The organism is Brachybacterium sp. EE-P12 (assembly GCF_003711805.1).
GTDB lineage: Bacteria > Actinomycetota > Actinomycetes > Actinomycetales > Dermabacteraceae > Brachybacterium.
In genome coordinates this window covers 159,904-177,387 of the sequence record NZ_QXCP01000010.1, presented here as the reverse complement: position 1 = coordinate 177,387, position 17,484 = coordinate 159,904, and the positions used below count along the sequence as shown (strand labels likewise).

Below are 17,484 nucleotides of genomic sequence, written 5' to 3'. Positions count from 1 at the left end.
GCATCGCAGCTCGAGAGACGAGCCGCGGGCGACCGGAGGGCCGGGTCGCGGAGGGCTCGGACGCCCTGCCGCCGAGCACCGGGAGGCCGGTCGCCCGCCCCCTCCGACGAAGGAACGGCATGACCCGCAGTGACGCACCGACCATGAACCCGCTGGTGCTGCAGCGCGCAGATCCCTGCGTGCTGCGGCACGAGGGGCAGTACTACTTCACGGCATCCCACCCGCTGTACGACCGCATCATCCTGCGCCGCGCCGAGACGCTCGACGGCCTCCAGGCGGCCGACGAGGCGACCATCTGGCGCAAGCATGACCAGGGCCCGCAGTCCGAGCTGATCTGGGCCCCGGAGATCCATCGCGTGCACGGCGCCTGGTACATCTACTACGCGGCCGCGCCGGACGCGCACGGCACCGCGGACGCCCCCAGCACCGACGAGACCTTCAACCATCGGGTGTTCGTCCTCGAGAACACCGCGGAGGACCCCTTCGCGGGCGAGTGGGTCGAGCGCGGCCAGGTCGACACCGGCTGGGAGTCGTTCGCCCTGGACGCGACCAGCTTCGTGCACGGTGAGCGGCAGTACCTGGTGTGGGCGCAGGAGGACCTCGCGGTCAAGGGCCACTCGAACCTCTACATCGCCCCGATGGAGAACCCCTGGACCCTCGCCGGTCCCGCCGTCGAGCTCACCCGGCCCGAGCACGACTGGGAGACCAAGGGGTTCTGGGTCAACGAGGGCCCGGCGGTCCTCGAGCACGAGGGCACCCTCTACCTCACCTACTCGGGTGCCGCCACCGGGATCGACTACGCGATGGGGGTGCTCACCGCGTCGGCCGATGCCGATCTGCTCGACCCCGCGTCCTGGACCAAGAGCCCCACCCCCGTGTTCGTCTCCGATCCGAGCGTGCAGCGGTACGGGCCCGGCCACAACTCGTTCACCACCACGCCCGACGGGGAGCCGGTGCTCGTGTACCACGCCCGCACCTACACGCACATCGAGGGTGACCCGCTGCGCGACCCGAACCGGCATGCGTGCGCGCAGGTGCTGCGGTTCGACGAGGCCGGCCGGCCGCTCTGGGGCACCCCGGCACCGGGCACCCGGCCCGCACCCACGTCCACCGAGATCCTCGCCCCCTCGGGAGAGCTGTCATGAGCACCCCCACCTCCTCCGACACGGACTCCGGGACCGCTCCGTCGGCCGGGAGCGTACGCGCCAGCCTGAGGAACCCCGCCTTCTGGAACTTCGGCGGGCTGTTCTTCTTCTACTTCGCGATCTGGCAGCTCGCCTTCACCTTCCTCAGCCGCTGGCTCGAGGTCGAGGCGGGGATGTCGCATGGCAACATCGGACTGCTGAACTCCGTGATGGCGCTGACCGCGTTCTGCCTGCAGCCGCTGTACGGGTTCCTGCAGGACAAGCTCGGCTTCCGCAAGCACCTGTTCGCCTTCGTGGTGCTCGTCGGCGCGCTGATGGGTCCGTTCTTCGCATTCGTGTTCACACCGCTGGTCGAGCTGAACCAGGTGCTGGGCGCGATCGTGGGCGGCGTGTTCCTCTCGCTCACCCTGAACGCCGGTGTGGGCATCGTCGAGGCGTTCAACGAGCGCAGCTCGCGCGCCAACGGCTTCGAGTACGGCCACGTGCGTCTGTTCGGCTCCATCGCCGGCGCTCTGTCCTCGCTGGTCGGCGGGTTCATCTGGGCCTCGAACCCGAACAACATCTGGTGGGCCGCGACAGTCTCCGCGATCGTGCTGGGCACGCTGCTGCTGGTCGCGCGGACCCCGAAGCCGGGGGATCCCGGGTACGCCGCCGTCGCGGCGGACGCCGCCGAGGGCGGTGCGCAGGGTGCCGGCGGCAAGGCCAAGGTCTCGCGGGAGACGGTGCTGGCCCTGCTGCGCGACCGTTCGTTCCTCGGCTTCATGGTGCTGATGTTCGGTGCCGCCGCCCTGTACGACGTGTTCGACCAGCAGTTCCCGAACTACTTCGCACGCTTCGTCACCGGCGGGGTCGACCCGCAGGTGCTGTTCTCCCGGGTGGTGTTCGCCCAGATCCTCGTCGAGGCGCTGGTGATGGTCGCGATGCCGTTCGTGATCAACCGGATCGGCGCCAAGCGGGGTCTGCAGCTGTTCGCGCTCGTCCTGGTGGTGCGGGTGGTCGGCTCGGCCTTCTTCACCCACACCTCTCTGCTGATCTTCTGGCGCCTGCTGGCCGCCGTGGAGATGCCGCTGATGCTGGTCTCGGTGATGAAGTACATCACCCGCATGTTCGACGTGCGGATCTCCGCGACCGCCTACATGATCGGCTTCAACATGGCCAAGCAGGTGGGCATCGTCGTGTTCTCGTGGGTCTTCGGCACGGCCTACGACGTGATCGGCTTCAGCTCGTCCTACGTGATCATGGGCGGGGTGGTGCTGGTGGTCACGCTGCTGGCCGGGGTGCTGATGGTCGATGACCGCAGCCGCGCGGACGCCGACGGCGCCGTGGAGTCCGCTCAGGGCGCACGGGAGCATTCCGCGCGCACCTGACGGCAGAGGCTTCGCACCGCGAGGGGCGGGACCGGGGACGGGCCCGCCCCTCGTCGCGCCCGGGAGGTGGCCGGGCCGGACGCCGGGAGGTGGCTCCGGCGGTGGCGGCGGCCCCTCGGGCGGAGAGGCGGCGCGGGCTGGGTCGGCCATGGCGAGGCTTCCCGCGGCGAGACCGACGTCGTGTCGTGGTTCACCATGAGAGGTGCCGGGATGGTCATAGGGTGTCCTGATGGAACATCGCCACCTCGGCCGCTCCGGCCTCAAGATCAGCGAGATCATCTACGGCAACTGGCTCACCCATGCCTCCCAGGTCGAGGACGAGCGGGCGCGCGCCTGCGTGCGCGCCGCGCTCGACTCCGGCATCTCCACCTTCGACACCGCCGACACCTACGCGAACACCGCCGCCGAGGTCGTCCTCGGCGAGGCGCTGAAGGGCGAGCGGCGCGAGTCGCTCGAGATCCTCACCAAGGTGTACTTCCCCACCGGCCCGAAGGGGCACAACGACACCGGCCTGTCCCGCAAGCACATCCGCGAGTCGATCGACGCCTCGCTGCGCCGCCTGGGCACGGACTACGTCGATCTCTATCAGGCGCACCGCTACGACGACGCGACCCCGCTCGAGGAGACGATGCAGGCGTTCGCCGACGTCGTCCGCTCAGGCAAGGCGCTGTACATCGGCGTCTCCGAGTGGAACGCGGACCAGCTGCGCGCCGGTCACCAGCTCGCCCGCGAGCTCGGCATCCAGCTGGTCTCCAACCAGCCCCAGTACTCGATGCTGTGGCGGGTGATCGAGGAGCGCGTCGTGCCGACCTCCCGCGAGCTGGGCATCTCCCAGATCGTGTGGTCCCCCATCGCGCAGGGCATCCTCACCGGCAAGTACAAGCCCGGCGCCGAAGCACCCGAGGGCTCCCGCGCCCGCGACGAGAAGGGCGGCGCGGACATGATCAAGCGCTTCCTGGACGACGAGGTGCTCACCGCCGTGCAGGGCCTGCTGCCGATCGCCGAGGAGCTGGGGCTGACCCCGGCGCAGCTCGCCGTCGCCTGGGTGCTCAGCAACGACGACGTCGCCGGCGCCATCATCGGCGCCTCCCGTCCCGAGCAGGTCACCGAGAACGTCAAGGCCGCGGGCGTCACCCTCGACGCCGACGTGAAGGCCCGGATCGACGAGGTGCTCGGCGAGATCCCCGAGACCGACCCGAACCTCACCCGGTCCCCGGCGCAGCGCCTGTCCTGACACCGCCGGCCCCGCCGCCGGGGTTCAGCGCTTGGAGTCGATGCCCAGATGCTCGGGCGGGAGGTCCTCGCCGGAGCGGCCCTGGAGCTCGTGCCCGTCGGCCCGCAGCTCCCAGAAGGTCGCCCCCTCGATGCCGAGCTTGCGCGGATCGAACTGCGGATCCAGGCCGCGCTTCTTCTGCTCGCGGTAGTCCTTGAGCGCCTTCAGCGCGGGGACCTGCAGGAAGAGGATCCCGATGATGTTCAGCCACGCCATGGAGCCCACTCCGATGTCGCCGAGGCCCCAGGCGGCGCCGGCGGTGGTGACCGCGCCGTAGGCGACGGAGACCAGCACCAGAGCCTGCAGCAGACGCTGCATGACGCGGGCCGCGGTGCGGTTCTTCATCTTGCGGGTGAGGTAGTTCAGGTTCACCTCGGCCATGTAGTAGTAGGCGACGATCGTGGTGAACACGAAGAACGACAGGGCGATGGCGATGAAGCTCGGGCCCGCGCCCGGGAACACCGAGTCCAGGCCGGCCTGGACGTAGCCGGGGCCGGGCTCGACGTCGACGGGGAGCCCGCCGATGCCGGAGTCGATCACGGGCGAGGCGCCGTCCAGCCACTCCTCGTTCTGGAACGAGTTGAACATGCCGGTGGAGATGATGATGAACGCGGTCGCCGAGCAGACGAACAGGGTGTCGATGTAGACCGAGAACGACTGGGCGAAGCCCTGCTTGGCGGGGTGGGAGACCTCGGCGGCGGCGGCCGCATGAGGTCCGGTGCCCTGGCCTGCCTCGTTGGAGTAGATGCCGCGCTGGACGCCCCACTTGATCGCCAGGCCGAGGATCGCGCCGAAGACCGGCTGGACGCCGAAGGCGCTGCCGAAGATCAGGCCGAACACGCGGGGGATCTCGGTGAAGTTCATGAAGAACACGACGATCGCGATGAGGACGTACAGGATCGCCATCACGGGCACCACGATCACGGCGAAGTGGGCGATGCGCTTGACGCCGCCGAGCACGATGAAGCCCAACAGGATGACCAGGCCGATCGCGGTGACCCAGGTGGGGATGCCCCAGGCGTTGTCGATCGCGGAGGCCATGCCGTTGGCCTGCACGCCGGGGAGGAAGTAGCTCATCGCGACGATGGTCACCGCGGCGAAGAGGATGCCGTAGAAGACGGACAGGCCGCGGAACCTGTGCTTGTACGCCTTCTCGAAGTAGTACGCCGGGCCGCCGCGGTACTCGCCGGTGTCCGGGTCCTTCTCCTTGTAGATCTGGCCGAGGGTGCACTCGATGAACGAGGTCGAGGCGCCGAGGAAGGCCGAGGCCCACATCCAGAACACCGCGCCCGGGCCGCCGAAGGCGATCGCGGTGGCCACGCCGCCGATGTTGCCCATGCCGACGCGGCCCGCCAGCGACATCATCAGCGACTGGAAGGAGGAGGTGCCGTCGGGGGAGGTCTCGCCCTTCTTCAGCTGGGCCAGCATGTCGGGGATGTTGCGCACCTGGAGGAGGCCGGTGCGGATGGTGAAGTACACGCCGGCGAGGAGGCAGAGGACGATCAGCGGGATCGACCAGATGTAGTCATTCGCACTGCTGATGAGGTCGGCGAACATGAGTGCTCCTGGGGATAGGGAGGCGGTGACACCGTTGGCACCGCGACAGGGGTGACCGCAGTCACCATTGGTGGGAGGGAACATAGCGGACATGGCGTGCCCGGCGCAGGCGCTTCGCGTCCCGTTGCCGGGTTGTGACCCGGTGCGCGCCGTCGAGAAGGGCGTCCGGCCAGCGGATCCGCGACCTCGTCGGGCGGGATGCCGACGGCCGACGAGCCACGGCGTGTCGTGAGCAGAGTCGCGCACAGCGGGTCGAGACGGGCCCTGCGGAGCCGCTACACTTGTGCGTGACCCCTCGTGCGGTGTCATCTTGCTGAACTCCCCCAGGGCTTGACGGCAGCAAGGGCAGGTGAGCTCTGACAGGTGCGCGAGGGGTCGCTTCATGCCCGGACGCCGCCGCGGTCCCGAGCGGGGGATCGCCCCCGGGAACGCGAGGGGAATCCGGGTGCCGACGCCCCGGCGTCCCGGCCGAGGATGGGACCGACGCGACGCCCCCGGATGCGACGCGCCCGGCCCAGGAGCACACGATGTCCTCGCACCAGCCCCCGCCCCGTCCCGATGCCCTGCGCGTCGGGCTCTTCCTGCTGCTGGCCGTCGCCGTCTCCACGGCGCTCGCGCTGCCCTTCGCGGCCTCCTGGCTGCCGGCCGACGCCGTCGGCCTCGTCGTGCCGCTCGCGCAGCTCGCCCCGCTCGCGGCCGCGCTCGTGGTGCGCCGACGTGCGGGGCGCTGGTACCGCGACCTCGCCCTGACCATCCCCTCCTGGCGTGCGCTCGCCCTCACCGTGGCGGTGATGGTCGCGGCCTTCGCGCTGGTCCCGGTGCTGCGGGTGCTGCTCGGACTCGCTCTCGGCGCGCCGCTCGCGGCAGAGGTCCCCCTGCTCTCCCTCGCGCTCGCGGTGCCGCTGGTGTGGCTCGTGCAGAGCCTCTTCGCGATCGGGGAGGAGGCCGGCTGGCGCGGCTGGCTTCATCGCGAGCTCGCACCGGTGGGCTTCTGGCCCGCCGCGCTGCTGACCGGGCTGATGTGGGCGCTGTGGCACCTGCCGATCGTGCTGGCCCTCGGACTCCAGGGGCGGGAGGCGGTCGGCTATCTCGCGACCATCCTCGCGGTCGCCCCGCTGCTGGCCGCCGCCCGCGAGCTCTCCGGCACCGCCTGGGCCGCGGTGATCGGTCATGGGCTGTTCAGCAGCCTGCGCGTCGCGATCGACCAGAACGTGCTCGGTGCCCTCGACCCCGCCACCGCCTGGATCCTGGAGATCGCCTCCTGGGCGCTGTGGATCGCGGCGGCGTGGGCGGTGCTGCGGCTGGTCGGCCCGCTTTGCTCACCGCGCGTGCGCTGAACGCTCTCAGGCGCCCACGCGCCGGCGGGACCGCGCCGCGCGTGCGCTGACCGCCTCGGCGTCCCCGAGCGCGGCATTGACCAGCGCTGCGAGCACGACCACGGTCGCGGCGCCCGCCGGCAGCCACATCGCGACCTGCACCCCGGCACCGTCGGCGACCGCACCCGTCAGCGCCGAGGCCGCGGACTGGCCGACGATCGTGGCCGAGCCGAGCATCGACATCACGGTCGCCGAGCGTCCCAGCGGGGCGCGCTCCGCGGCGAGGCTGTAGAGGGTCACGACCGTCGGCCCGATCCCGATCCCCGCCACGGCCATCGCGCCGACCAGGCCGCCGAGCCCGCCCGCGAGCCCGAAGCCGAGCATCGAGGCGAGCATCAGCGCGGAGAACACCAGCCAGCGATGGGTCAGGCGGAACCGCTCGGGGAACAGCGAGATCGACAGCGCCAGGATCGTGGATCCCACTCCCATCACCCCGTAGACCAGGCCCGCGGAATCCGCCTCGCCGGTCGTGGCGAGGAAGGCGGTCAGCGAGGTCAGCACCGTGCCGAAGAAGAGGCCGACGCCGAGCGCGCCCGCGACGATCACGAGGATCCTCGGCCTGCGCAGCTCCGCGGGCGGGGCCTGGACCGCGGGCGCCTCGGGCGTGGGGACGTCGAGGGAGGCGGTGGGGTGCAGCGCGAAGGCGGTGACGAACACGAGGGTCAGCAGCGCCGCCCCGATCATCGGGGCGGCCGCGGTCATGGTCGTGGCGAGCAGCCCCACGACGACCGGGCCGAACACGAAGGCGGTCTCGTCGGCCGCGGACTCGTAGCCCATCGTGGCGTTCAGGCTCTTCGCCCGCCGCTCGACGGGGAGCCGGGTGCGGATCAGGTGCACCAGGCGGGTGCGGGAGAACGGGCCGATCTGCGGGGAGGTCGCGCCGATCACGAAGCCGACCACCAGCACCGCGACATCGGGAAGGGGGCTGAAGGCCACCCAGGCCAGGGCCATCAGCGCGAGCGAGTTCAGGATCCCGGCCAGCAGGATCACGCGGCGCTGGCCGATCCGGTCCGCGGCGGCGCCCAGCAGCGGGCCGACGAGCGCGGAGCCGAGGCCGAGCACGGCGGAGTTCATCCCGCCCAGCGCGATCGAGTCGCGGGCCGCGACGACCAGGGTCAGGGTGCCCACCACCATCATCGCGAAGGGGAAGCGCGCGATGAAGGCGATGGGGAAGTAGGCGGCCCCGGCGGCGGCGCGCAGCGTGGTGGTCTGCTCGGTGCTCTGCCGCGGGGTGTCGGTCCTGGTCGTGCTCATCGTTCCTCCGGGACGGGGCGTGCCGCCTTGGACGGCCCGCGCGGGACCCGAGGTAGATGCACTGCAGGGATGGCCCGGGACGGGCCGAGGGACGCCTCCACGGTAGCGGCCGCGCCGCGCACCGCCAAGGGGCCGCTGCCGGGGAGGGAAGCGAGGTCACAGACGCCGGGACGGCGGGTCCGCCGGGTGCTCCGCGCCTCGGCCTTGACCTGGAGCGCGCTCCAGCACCCAGGATGCCGGTCATGGCACGCATCGACGCCCCCGCACCTACCCTTCCGACCACTCCTGCGCTCCCGGCGCTCGGCGCCATGCACCTGGGCACCCGCATCGGCGAGCGCGACAGCTTCGCTCTGCTGGACCGCTTCGTCGAGCTCGGCGGGCGCTGGCTGGACACGTCCGACAACTACTACTTCGCCCAGGACCCCTCCGGACTCGGCGGCCAGAGCGAGGCGCTGATCGGCCGCTGGCTGCGCGCCAATCCCGGAGCTCCGGTCGCGCTCAGCACCAAGGTCGGCGCCGAGCCGAACCGACCCGGGGGCTTCCCCGACGACCTCGAGGGGCTCGCGCCGGACGTCGTGCGCGTCGCGCTCGAGCGCAGTCTCGAGCGCCTCGGCGTCGAGCGCGTCGACCTGTACTGGGCCCATATCGAGGACCACGACGAGCCCTTCGCACAGGTGGTCGGCACCTTCGGCTCGCTGGTCGCCGACGGGCGGATCGGTGCCTGGGGCCTGTCGAACCATCCGTCCTGGCGCATGGCGGAGGCGCGTCTGCTCGCCGCGCACGCAGGCCTCCCTGCACCGAGCGCCTACCAGCAGCGCCACACCTATCTGCAGCCCGTGCCGGGTGCGGAGCTCGAGGGACAGCGGGACGCGCCGGGCACGCTCTCGGCCGACGGGGTGGACCTGCTGCGCCGCACCCCCGAGCTCAGCGGCTGGGTGTACACGCCGCTGCTGCGCGGCGCCTACGACCGCGCCGACCGTCCCCTGGCACCCGAATACCACCATCCCGGCACCGAGCGACGGCTCGAGGCGCTCGGTGAGGTGGCGGACTCGCGCGGGCTGAGCCGTGGCCAGGTCGTGCTCGCATGGCTGACCGGGGGAGCGCCCTCCCTGGTGCCGATCATCGGCGGCAGTCGGGTCGACCAGCTCGAGCAGGCCTGGGTCGGGGCGACCACCGTGCTCACGACCGAGGAGCGGGAGCGACTGGACACCGCGGCGTAGAGCGGCCCGCCGCCCGGTGCCGCCACGATCACGGCCGCGGAACCCGGCCGAGCGCTCATCGGGACGCGCCGTAGTACGCGATCTTGTCGTCCAGCACCGCGAGGGCCCGTTCGGTCGCGCGTCGACGCTCCTCGAGCTCGGCGCGGCGTTCGCGCAGGAAGGTGACCCGGTCCGGTGCCTCGGCACCGCCGCGCAGGAGGGTCGTGAAGCGACGCAGATCCTCGATCCCCAGTCCTGCCTCGCGCAGGCAGGTGACGATGCCGATCCAGGCCACGTCGTCCTCGGAGTAGAGACGTCGGCCGCCCGCGGCGCGATCGATCGGCCCGATCAGCCCCTCGCGCTCGTAGTAGCGGAGGGTGTCGAGGGTCAGGCCCGTGCGCTCGGCGGCCTCGGTGGGGGCGAGGGCGGTCATGGGTGAAGTGTGCCATGCGACGCAGGCCGGACGGGACGGACCGGGGTGCGGGACCGGGACTGCCGGGGCGGGGGTCAGGCCGTGGCGGGGGCCTTCTCGCGCCCGGCCTCCGAGGTCTCGTCGGCGTCGTCGGCCACCTGCGTCTCGGCGTCGTCGGCCGCATCGGACTCCGCCGCCTGCTCGGCCTGGATCGCGGAGAACGAGGTCCGTGCCGCGGCGTCGTAGGTGTCCTGGTCCAGGATCTTCTCGCGCTTGGCGACGATCACGCCCACCAGCGACTGGCCGGTGACGTTCAGGGCGGTGCGGCCCATGTCCAGGATCGGGTCGATCGCGAGCAGCAGGCCCACGCCCTCGAGCGGCAGGCCCAGGGTGGACAGGGTCAGGGTGAGCATCACCGTCGCGCCGGTCATGCCGGCGGTCGCGGCGGAGCCGAGCACGGAGACCAGCACGATCAGCAGGTAGTCGGTCACGCCCAGCGGCACGCCGTAGAAGTTGGCGACGAAGATCGCAGCCAGCGAGGGGTAGATCGCGGCGCAGCCGTCCATCTTCGTGGTCGCGCCCAGGGGGATCGCGAAGGAGGCGTAGTGGCGGGGCACGCCCATGCGCTCGGTGACGGTCTGGGTCATCGGCATGGTGCCCAGCGAGGAGCGGGAGACGAAGCCGAGCGAGGTCGCCGGCCACACGCCGCGGAAGAAGGAGCCGATGGACAGGCCGTTGGTCTTCAGCAGGATCGGGTAGACGATCAGCAGCACGATCAGCATGCCCACGTAGACGTCGAGGGTGAAGACGCCGAGCTGGCCGATGGCCTCCCAGCCGTAGCTGGCCACGGCGTTGCCGAGCAGGCCGATGGTGCCGATCGGGGCCAGGCGGATGACCCACCACAGCAGCTTCTGGACGATCTCCAGCGCGGAGCCGGTGACCTTGAGGAACGGCTCGGCCTTCTCGCCGACGGAGAGCACGGCGATGCCGACCGCGATGGAGATGACGAGGATCTGCAGGGCGTTGAAGCCGAGCGAGAGCGTGCCGTCGTCACCGGCGCTGCCCTCGAGACCCAGGAAGTTCGACGGGACCAGCCCCGTGAGGAAGTCGAGCCAGCCGCCCTGGGTGGAGGAGGCCTCGGCGTCATCCGCGCTGACCCCGGAGTTCGCTCCGGGGCTGGTGACGGCACCGAGCGCGATGCCGATCGACACGGCGATGAGGGAGGTGATCGCGAACCACAGCAGGGTCTTGCCGGCCAGGCGGGCGGCGTTCGTGACGCCGCGGAGGTTCGCGATCGAGGTGACGATCGCGAGGAAGATCAGCGGCGGGACCAGCGCCTTCAGCAGCGTCACGAAGATCGTGCCGATGGTGTCCAGCGTCGTGGTCAGCCAGTTCGCGCCGTCGGGGTTCGCCTCGGTCTCGGCGACCGGACCCATCTGGGCGGCGACGAGGCCGAGGACCACGCCGAGGACGAGGCCTATCAGGACCTGCCAGCCGAAGGGGATGCGGGTGATCGCGGCCAGCGGGTTGCGCGACCGCGTCGATGCCGAGGAGGGGGTGGTGGTTGTGCTCACGGGAGGCGACGCTACGCGCTCGTCCTCCCAGGTTCAACAATAGTGCTATGCGGTCACATTAGTGCAGCTATGGAGTTGAGGGATATCGCCAGGTGTGGGTCCCGGCGGCCCTCGGCCGATCGGCGGACCCGGGGGATCCGGGAGCCGACGACCGGAGGATGGCAAGGGCGGCGCGGCCTGGCACGGTGGAGTCATGACCCGCAGCCCTGTGGATGACGCCGATCCGCCCTCCTCGGCCGAGGAGGGAAGCGGGCCTGCACAGACGCCCGACCGCGACGCGGGGGAGTCCGATGCGGCCCGCCCCTTCGGCGAGCAGCCCGCCACCCGCTTCGCCGCCGACGTCGAGTACCGCGGCCGCGCCGGCGAGCACGACTACGTCGTCCGCGTGCGCCATCGCCTGCTGGACACCACCTTCACCGTGGCCGTCGACGGGATCGAGCACGATCCCAAGGCCGAGGAGAAGGCGCGGAAGAAGTCCGGGGAGGGCGCGGGCCCGTCGGGCGATGTGGTGCACGACGAGGCGGGCCCGTCGGACGATGCCGAGCCGTCGGACGACGCCGCCCCCGATGACGGCCTGCAGTTCGGCCTCGACGAGGGGTTCTCGACGCTGCGCTGCACCGTGCGTCGCCGCGCGGACGGCGAGGGCTCGGGCCGCGAGGGCGAGGGCGGCGAGGTCGAGGACGCCGAGGTGATCACGATCCGCACCGCCGGGCTCGGCGGCGCCGGGGAGGTCGACGTCCGCCACGGGCTGCAGACCACCCCGCTCGTCCCCGCGGAGGGATCCCCGTCGGCCGCGCGCGACGAGAAGCGCACCGCGCATCCCACCCGCTACGCCCTGGTCGCGGCGCTGACGAAGGCCGCGACGTTCCTGATCCCGCTGCTCGGCCTCGGTGCCCTGTTCAGCGGGCTGCTCGACCCGGTCAAGGAGTGGATCGGCGAGCGCATCCGCCCCGTGATCGAGGCGATCGGGCAGGTGGTCCGGCCGATCCGGGACTGGCTCGACGAGGTCACCGCTCCGGTGCGGGACTTCCTCGACACGCTGCTGGCCCCGGTCCGCGAGCTGATCGCCGCGATCCTCCGCCCGATCGGCGAGGCGCTGCGCTGGCTGCTGGGCCTGCTGCCGGACATCGGCCTGCCCTTCTCCGTGCCGGACTGGCTCGTGGACGTCCTGGTGCCCGTGGTCGTGGTGGTCGCCGTGTTCGTGGCGACCTTCTCCAGGCTGCGGCACCGGCGGGAGAAGCTGGCGGAGACCGCGAGCGGCGCGAGGGCCGCGACCGCGAGCGACACGAGCGCCGCCGGGGAAGAGGCGCGCTCGGCCGGTGAGAGCAGCGCGCAGAACTGATCCCCCTCCGGTTCGGTGAGGCTGACCTGGCCGTTGCCCGGGCCGCGCGGGCGCAGATCGACGTGGATCCGCTCGGCCGGCAGGTCATCGTCGGGGACCTCGAGGAAGAGCAGGGTATGGCCGGTCTCGGGGCGTGGACGGCGCTCAGCGGTCCCCGCCCGGCCCGTCCTCGTCCCGTGCCGGGCGGAGGCGCCGGGGCCGGGGGTCGGCGGGATTCTCCACCCGTGCCGAGGTCCCGGAGCGCGCCCGCGCCTCATGATCCACTCGCTGCAGCAGGACCACGGCGACGGCCAGCCCCACCAGCACGAGCAGCGAGAGCAGGACCGCCCAGCCGGGGACGGCGCCGTGCTGGTACCGCACCATGAGGATCGAGAACACGAAGATCATCACGATCATCGCGGCCATCGCGCGCACCGCGGCGACATTGCGTCGGCGATGGGCGGGGTCGGTGCTCATCTCGTTCTCGGCGACCATCTGCTGGGGACGCAGCAGGGCGACCGCGGGGATCACCACGGCGACGCTCACCGCCAGGCCGCCGGCCATCCCCGTGCCGAGGGCGACCAGGGCGCCGAGGCCCAGGAAGGCGAAGACAGAGGCGTCGGCGGCGACCAGGCCGCCATCGCCGATCGAGGCCATGTGCCGGGCGTGGAACCCGCGCCGCACCGGAGGCAGCACGCTCACCAGCAGCAGCGGGATGACCAGGACGATCGTGATCACGAACGGGCCGACCAACGTGCGCCACAGCGCCCCCATCACCGGGCCCAGGTCCGCATCCAGGCGCCACAGCGACTCCAGCACCGCCCACACCATCGGCAGGGCCGGCAGGAGCACGACGCCGATCGTCAGCAGTTCGGCGGTGTCCGGGTCCTGCGCGGTCAGCGAGAACATCAGCAGGCAGACCAGGGATCCGAGCCCTCCCAGCACCATCAGCACCCGGGTGATCGGGGAGAGGAGCCGGGCGAGGAGCCCGTCGGCCTCGGAGGTCGCATGGTGCACCGGGGCGGGCGCGGGATCGCGGGCGGGGCGCGGCGACCCCGCGCCCGCGTCGGCCCTGCGCGCGGCGCGCTCCCGGAGGCGCCCGATGATGCCGCGCGCCGGCGGTGCGAGGGCGGCGAGGGCGGCGGTCAGCAGTGCCGCGACCGCGAGGCCGACGGCGATCACGTAGGGCAGGTCCGGCGGCAGCGGTATGCCCTGTCGCAGGCGCGGGATCGCGCTGCCCCGGATGCCGACCGCATGGGCGAGGGCGAGGGTCAGGAACAGGGAGAGCCCGGCACCGATCGCGAGGGTCACCGGACCGGCCAGGTCGCCGGGTCGCCACGCCTCCCGACCGCGCAGTGCGCGCACCGCGAGCCAGGCCGCGGCCGCGAGCACCAGCAGATGGAGCAGCGCGACCGCCGCGAAGGGGGCGGCGACCCGGGAGGAGGTGGAGACGCCCACCACGAAGGTGCCCACCGGCACGAGGATCATCAGCACCGGACCGATCAGCACGACGCCGAGCGGTCGGGGGGCGTGGTGCGCGGGCGCCGACATGCCATGAGCATGCCACGGCCGACACCGATGGACGGGGAGTGCGGGGGACCGCATGGGCGGCACGGTTCCTCCCCATCGGGCCGCCGTCCCCAGCGGGGCGGCGCGTGTGGGCGCCCTCGACTAGCCTGTCGGGGTGGCCACCGCTCTGTACCGTCGTTACCGCCCGGAGTCCTTCGCCGAGGTGATCGGCCAGGACCACGTCACCACGCCCCTGCGGCGTGCGCTGCGCGCGGGCCGCGTCGGCCATGCCTACCTGTTCTCGGGCCCCCGCGGCTGCGGCAAGACGACCTCCGCCCGCATCCTCGCGCGCTGCCTGAACTGCGAGCAGGGGCCGACGGACACCCCCTGCGGGACCTGCGACTCCTGCCGCGACCTCGCCCGCGGCGGTGCCGGATCGCTCGACGTGGTCGAGATCGACGCGGCCAGCCACGGCGGTGTGGACGACGCCCGCGAGCTGCGCGAGCGGGCCTCCTTCGCGCCGGTGCGCGACCGCTACAAGGTGTTCATCATCGACGAGGCCCACATGGTCACCTCGGCCGGCTTCAACGCGCTGCTGAAGCTCGTGGAGGAGCCGCCGGACCACGTGAAGTTCGTCTTCGCGACCACCGAGCCGGACAAGGTCATCGGCACCATCCGCTCGCGCACCCACCACTACCCCTTCCGGCTCATCCCGCCGCAGGTGCTCGGCCCGTATCTCGACGAGGTCTGCGCCGCGGAGGGGGTGCAGGTCGGCGACGGCGTGATGCCGCTGGTGGTGCGTGCCGGCGGCGGCTCCGCCCGTGACTCCATGTCGGTGCTGGACCAGCTGATGGCCGGGGCCGGCGAGGACGGCCTCGACTTCCCGACGGCGATCGCGCTGCTCGGCTTCACCGACACGGCGCTGCTGGACCAGGCGGTCACGGCGATCGCCGAGCGGGATGCGGCCGCGCTCTACGCCGCGGTCGAGCACGTGCTGGCCACCGGGCACGAGCCGCGCCGCTTCGTCGAGGACCTGCTGGAGCGGATGCGCGACCTGATCGTGCTCGCCGCCGTGCCGGACAAGGGCGCCGATCTGCTCCCGCAGGTCCCGGCCGACGAGCTCGAGCGCATGCGGAGCCAGGCCTCCCAGTTCGCTCCCGCCGATCTCTCCCTCTGCGGCGACCTGACCCACGAGACCCTCTCGACGATGAGCGGGGCGACCTCGCCCCGCCTCCACCTCGAGCTGCTCGCCGCCCGGCTCGTGCTGCGAGACGAGCGCGCCTCGCTCTCCGCGGCCGACGGTGCGGGATCGCCGGGTGCGACGTCCGCCGGCGGTGCCCCGACGGGCGGCGGACAGGCGCGCCCCGGCGGAGCGGCCCCGGCAGGCGGCGGTCGCGAGGAGGCTCGACGCATCGCCCAGGAGCGCGCCGAGGCGGCCCGCCAGGCCCGAGGCGGAGGCCGACAGGCGCCCGCCCCGGCCGGTCAGGCCACGGCGGCCGGGCAGTCAGGGCCGGCAGGCCAGTCGGGCCAGGCAGTGCCGACGCCGGCGGCCGAGCCCTCGGCTCCCGTCGGCCCCGCTGCGGAGCCCCCAGCCGCAGCGGCAGGGCCCGTCGGCACGAGGGGCGGCGAGCCGCAGGGGCGCGCGCAGGACGCACAGGAGCGCGCGCGGGACGCGCAGGAGCGCGCGCGGGACGCGCAGGAGCGCGACGGGCGCAGCGCCCCCGCGCAGGAGCCGTCGTCACGCCGTGACGAGGCCGCGGCCTCGTGGGGCGCCGTCGCGACCGCCGGCACCGGTCAGGGCGGTGCGCCGCAGCCCCAGGGCAGCGCTCCGCAGGACCAGGGCGCCGGGGCGGCTGCGGGCAGCGGACTCGACGCCGAGGCGGTGCGCGGACACTGGTCCGCGATCCTCGACGAGCTGCAGCAGATCCGTCGTCCGAGCTGGGCGCTGATCTCCCAGAACGCCGTCGTCAACGCCATGCACGGCACCACGCTCGTGCTGGGCTTCCGCACGGACGGCCTCGTCAACGCCTTCCATCGAGGCACCGCGGCGGAGAACCTCGCCGACGCCGTGCGCCGGATCATGCACACGGACATCACGGTCGAGGCCGTCGTGGGGGAGGGCCCGGGGCCCGGCGCAGGCCCCGGGGGCGGAGCACCGAACAGCGGCGGTCCCGGCGGCAGAGGACCCGGCGGTGCGGCTCCTGGGAGTGCGGGCCCTGGTGGCGCGGCTCCCGGTGGTGCAGGCCCCAGCGGTGCGGCTCCGGGGAGCGCGGGCCCCGGCGGTGCTCCCGCTGGACGTCAGGCGCCGCGGGGCGGCAGCGCGCCCTGGGGCGATGCCGCCTCAGCGATGGCACCGTCCGCCAGCTCGCCTGCCGCCGCCGAGGCGTCCGCCGTGCCCCCGGCGCCCTCTGCTGATTCGGCATCCGCTGCGGCCCCGGCCTGGGGCGACGCAGCGGCCGGTGAACCCGCCGCCGGTGCACGCTCGCGCGCGGACTCCGAGGAGCAGGCCCCCTCCGTCGGCCAGCGCGCCTCCGAGCGGGCGATGGCCGCCGCGGCACGCGCCGCCCGCGACGCTCCGGCGGCCCCGCCCCATGCGCCTGCCGACGACTTCCCGCCCGAGCCGGACGATCCCTTCCCGCCGGACCCCCGGGACGAGCCGCCCGCGCCCCATGACCACGGCCGGCCCGTGCCGCACGACGATGGCAGCCCTGCGCCGGAGCGCGGCGCGACCGCTCCGACGGCGATCCCCGCGCCCGATGCCGCACCGCTCGAGGTCGAGGACGAGGGCCGTGACGCCCTGCCGGCGGAGGAGCCGCGGACCTTCGGACAGAACGCGCTCAAACGTGCACTGGCCGAAGGCCGCGTCGTCCGCTCGCTGCCCGCCGCGCACCGCCAGCAGCAGGGCGCCGCCCCCGGAGGGAGCACCGCAGAGCCCGCCCCCGGCCCGGGAGCCCCGGGCGCGGACGGCTCGGCTGCGTCCGAGGCGGACGGCTCGGCAGCCGCCGGACCGATCAGCTCGTCCGCCGTCGCTCCGGACGGCGCAGCCGCTTCTGCTCCGCACGACCCGCACCCCTCAGGCCCGCACGGATCGGCCACCGCACGGGCGGCGGCCTCCTGGGGCGCGGCGGCCGCCGTCACCGGGACCGTCCCGGGGCCGGGGCAGCAGGCTCCCGCGCCGTCCGCCTCGAGCGCTCCGTCGGCGCCCGCTGCGCCCGCGGGCCCGTCGGCACAGGCGCCCCGCAGCGGTGCAGCGCTCGTGCGCGAGGCCGCGATGGCCTCCCGCAACGCGGGCCAGCGTCTGCGCGGCAGCCGCCCGGAGCCCGATGCGGCTCCCGAGGCGGACATCGACCCCACCGGCGGCGCGACCCGCGACGACGAGGACGCCGTCGTCGCGACCCGCAACGGCCGCGAGGTGATCGAGAAGATGCTCGGCGGCAAGGTGCTCGAGGTCATCGACGAGACCGGTCCGCGCTGAGCATGCGCGTTCCCGGCCGGGG

Annotated in this window: 12 protein-coding genes and 1 other RNA gene; 8 read left to right on the top strand and 5 right to left on the bottom strand. The window is 73.0% G+C overall.

What is annotated here, in order from left to right:
• Nucleotides 1–119: 119 nt before the first annotated feature.
• From D1648_RS15700 to D1648_RS15690, 3 genes are all read left to right on the top strand, one after another.
• The gene (locus tag D1648_RS15700; RefSeq protein ID WP_122943538.1) at nt 120–1,145 is read left to right on the top strand and encodes a family 43 glycosylhydrolase; all 1,026 of its coding nucleotides are present in this window, start codon (nt 120–122) and stop codon (nt 1,143–1,145) included.
• A complete protein-coding gene (locus D1648_RS15695; protein ID WP_122943537.1) occupies nt 1,142–2,512 on the top strand; it encodes an MFS transporter in 1,371 nt (456 codons plus the stop codon). Before D1648_RS15700 ends, D1648_RS15695 begins: the two co-directional genes overlap by 4 nt.
• 229 nt (nt 2,513–2,741) lie before the next feature.
• On the top strand, nt 2,742–3,746 hold the full coding sequence (locus tag D1648_RS15690; RefSeq protein ID WP_122943536.1) for an aldo/keto reductase family protein: 1,005 nt from the start codon (nt 2,742–2,744) through the stop codon (nt 3,744–3,746).
• Between the two features lie 24 nt (nt 3,747–3,770).
• Here the strand turns inward: D1648_RS15690 and D1648_RS15685 are convergent, their stop codons facing one another.
• Nucleotides 3,771–5,342: a sodium:alanine symporter family protein gene (locus tag D1648_RS15685; protein WP_122943535.1), complete on the bottom strand. Its 1,572-nt coding sequence runs from the start codon at nt 5,340–5,342 to the stop codon at nt 3,771–3,773.
• A 286-nt stretch (nt 5,343–5,628) separates the two neighbouring features.
• On the opposite strand from D1648_RS15685, the gene ffs reads away from it, so the two are divergent.
• Nucleotides 5,629–5,725: signal recognition particle sRNA small type (ffs, locus tag D1648_RS15680), an RNA gene on the top strand.
• 144 nt (nt 5,726–5,869) lie between these two features.
• Nucleotides 5,870–6,679 carry a type II CAAX prenyl endopeptidase Rce1 family protein gene (locus tag D1648_RS15675; protein WP_122943534.1) on the top strand — a complete coding sequence of 270 codons (810 nt, stop codon included), beginning with the start codon at nt 5,870–5,872 and terminating at the stop codon, nt 6,677–6,679.
• 6 nt (nt 6,680–6,685) lie between these two features.
• Here the strand turns inward: D1648_RS15675 and D1648_RS15670 are convergent, their stop codons facing one another.
• The gene (locus D1648_RS15670; protein WP_122943533.1) at nt 6,686–7,972 is read right to left on the bottom strand and encodes an MFS transporter; all 1,287 of its coding nucleotides are present in this window, start codon (nt 7,970–7,972) and stop codon (nt 6,686–6,688) included.
• A gap of 242 nt (nt 7,973–8,214) precedes the next feature.
• Here D1648_RS15670 and D1648_RS15665 point away from each other — a divergent pair, with 242 nt between their 5' ends.
• Nucleotides 8,215–9,192 (top strand): aldo/keto reductase, encoded by a 978-nt coding sequence (locus D1648_RS15665; protein WP_122943532.1) that lies wholly within the window; start codon nt 8,215–8,217, stop codon nt 9,190–9,192.
• 55 nt (nt 9,193–9,247) lie between these two features.
• Here the strand turns inward: D1648_RS15665 and D1648_RS15660 are convergent, their stop codons facing one another.
• Both D1648_RS15660 and D1648_RS15655 read right to left on the bottom strand, forming a co-directional pair.
• Nucleotides 9,248–9,604, bottom strand: a complete 357-nt coding sequence (locus D1648_RS15660) for a MerR family transcriptional regulator (protein WP_122943531.1) — start codon at nt 9,602–9,604, stop codon at nt 9,248–9,250.
• Nucleotides 9,605–9,678: 74 nt separating this feature from the next.
• Nucleotides 9,679–11,157 (bottom strand): dicarboxylate/amino acid:cation symporter, encoded by a 1,479-nt coding sequence (locus D1648_RS15655; RefSeq protein ID WP_122943530.1) that lies wholly within the window; start codon nt 11,155–11,157, stop codon nt 9,679–9,681.
• A gap of 193 nt (nt 11,158–11,350) precedes the next feature.
• Between D1648_RS15655 and D1648_RS15650 the strand changes: the two genes are divergently transcribed.
• Complete coding sequence (locus D1648_RS15650; protein ID WP_206424825.1) at nt 11,351–12,499, top strand: hypothetical protein; 1,149 nt, start codon at nt 11,351–11,353, stop codon at nt 12,497–12,499.
• 144 nt (nt 12,500–12,643) lie between these two features.
• Here the strand turns inward: D1648_RS15650 and D1648_RS15645 are convergent, their stop codons facing one another.
• Nucleotides 12,644–14,029: a hypothetical protein gene (locus tag D1648_RS15645; RefSeq protein WP_122943529.1), complete on the bottom strand. Its 1,386-nt coding sequence runs from the start codon at nt 14,027–14,029 to the stop codon at nt 12,644–12,646.
• Nucleotides 14,030–14,162: 133 nt separating this feature from the next.
• Here D1648_RS15645 and D1648_RS15640 point away from each other — a divergent pair, with 133 nt between their 5' ends.
• Entirely contained in the window at nt 14,163–17,462 is a 3,300-nt protein-coding gene (locus D1648_RS15640; RefSeq protein ID WP_122943528.1) for a DNA polymerase III subunit gamma and tau, read from the top strand.
• Nucleotides 17,463–17,484 lie beyond the last annotated feature (22 nt).

What these genes read in the sequence shown, in the direction of transcription:
- D1648_RS15700 (WP_122943538.1), top strand. Translation starts at nt 120, where the DNA reads ATGACCCGCAGTGACGCACCGACCATGAACCCGCTGGTGCTGCAGCGC.
- D1648_RS15695 (WP_122943537.1), top strand. Translation starts at nt 1,142, where the DNA reads ATGAGCACCCCCACCTCCTCCGACACGGACTCCGGGACCGCTCCGTCG.
- D1648_RS15690 (WP_122943536.1), top strand. Translation starts at nt 2,742, where the DNA reads ATGGAACATCGCCACCTCGGCCGCTCCGGCCTCAAGATCAGCGAGATC.
- D1648_RS15685 (WP_122943535.1), bottom strand. Translation starts at nt 5,342, where the DNA reads ATGTTCGCCGACCTCATCAGCAGTGCGAATGACTACATCTGGTCGATC.
- D1648_RS15675 (WP_122943534.1), top strand. Translation starts at nt 5,870, where the DNA reads ATGTCCTCGCACCAGCCCCCGCCCCGTCCCGATGCCCTGCGCGTCGGG.
- D1648_RS15670 (WP_122943533.1), bottom strand. Translation starts at nt 7,972, where the DNA reads ATGAGCACGACCAGGACCGACACCCCGCGGCAGAGCACCGAGCAGACC.
- D1648_RS15665 (WP_122943532.1), top strand. Translation starts at nt 8,215, where the DNA reads ATGGCACGCATCGACGCCCCCGCACCTACCCTTCCGACCACTCCTGCG.
- D1648_RS15660 (WP_122943531.1), bottom strand. Translation starts at nt 9,604, where the DNA reads ATGACCGCCCTCGCCCCCACCGAGGCCGCCGAGCGCACGGGCCTGACC.
- D1648_RS15650 (WP_206424825.1), top strand. Translation starts at nt 11,351, where the DNA reads ATGACCCGCAGCCCTGTGGATGACGCCGATCCGCCCTCCTCGGCCGAG.
- D1648_RS15645 (WP_122943529.1), bottom strand. Translation starts at nt 14,029, where the DNA reads ATGTCGGCGCCCGCGCACCACGCCCCCCGACCGCTCGGCGTCGTGCTG.